Raw genomic sequence first — 807 nt, 5'->3', positions numbered from 1 at the left:
TTGACCACGTTGCTAAACGAAAAGTTGACCACCCCTGGGGTAGCATGGCTGGTACCTGGCGGCGATGTGACAGCCTCGTCACAACTGCGCTGTGGCTCGTCTTTGGCTCTCTCGGAACCGGTAGGATTCACCTTCAAACAACAGGATGTGGGAGTGGTGGGTCAGTCGGTCGAGGAGTGCAGTCGTCAGCGTCGCGTCGTGGAACACATCCGTCCACTTCGCGAACTCTAGGTTGGTCGTGATGAGAATACTGCCCTTCTCGTACCGCTCGGCGCAGAATTGGAACAGCAGTGGCCCACCTTGAGTTAGGGATACATACCCCAGCTCGTCCAAGCAAACCAGGTCGTACTTGTCCCATGTCCGGAGATATCTGGGCAATCGGTACTCGGACTCGGCCTGTAAGAGTTCCTGGACCAGCTGCATGACAGTGATGAACCGCACTCTGTAGCCCGCTGAGATGGCGGCTAGCCCGATAGCTATCGCGATGTGCGTCTTGCCCGTTCCGCTAGCGCCCATACAGATTACGTTTTCCTTCGCCCGAATGAAGTCTCCTCCCGCCAGGTGTACAATCCGCTGCTTCTGCAGCGCCGGAATCGCGGCAAAATCGAACTCCTGCAGGGTCTTATGAGCCGGGAAGCGCGCCTGTTGAGTATAGGCCTGCAGCCGACTGGCTTTCCGTGACTCCATCTCCTCGGCGAGGCAGGCGGCAAGGTACTGGACGGGGGAGTGGTTGTGCACTCCCGCCTCCCTCGCCAGCGCCGCGTACGCCTTGCGCAAGCCCGGCATTTTCAGCTCCTTGCAGTAGAT

General features: G+C 58.7%; 1 protein-coding gene. It reads right to left on the bottom strand.

From position 1 onward, the window contains the following. Positions 1-78: 78 nt before the first annotated feature. A partial coding sequence (istB, locus tag ASH01S_RS17670) for an IS21-like element helper ATPase IstB (RefSeq protein ID WP_281178249.1) occupies positions 79-807 on the bottom strand: 729 nt, incomplete at its 5' end.

This window comes from Alicyclobacillus shizuokensis NBRC 103103, from assembly GCF_001552255.1.
GTDB lineage: Bacteria > Bacillota > Bacilli > Alicyclobacillales > Alicyclobacillaceae > Alicyclobacillus_G > Alicyclobacillus_G shizuokensis.
Note: the sequence above shows the minus strand (reverse complement) of the source record. Positions and strands in the feature narration are given on the sequence as shown.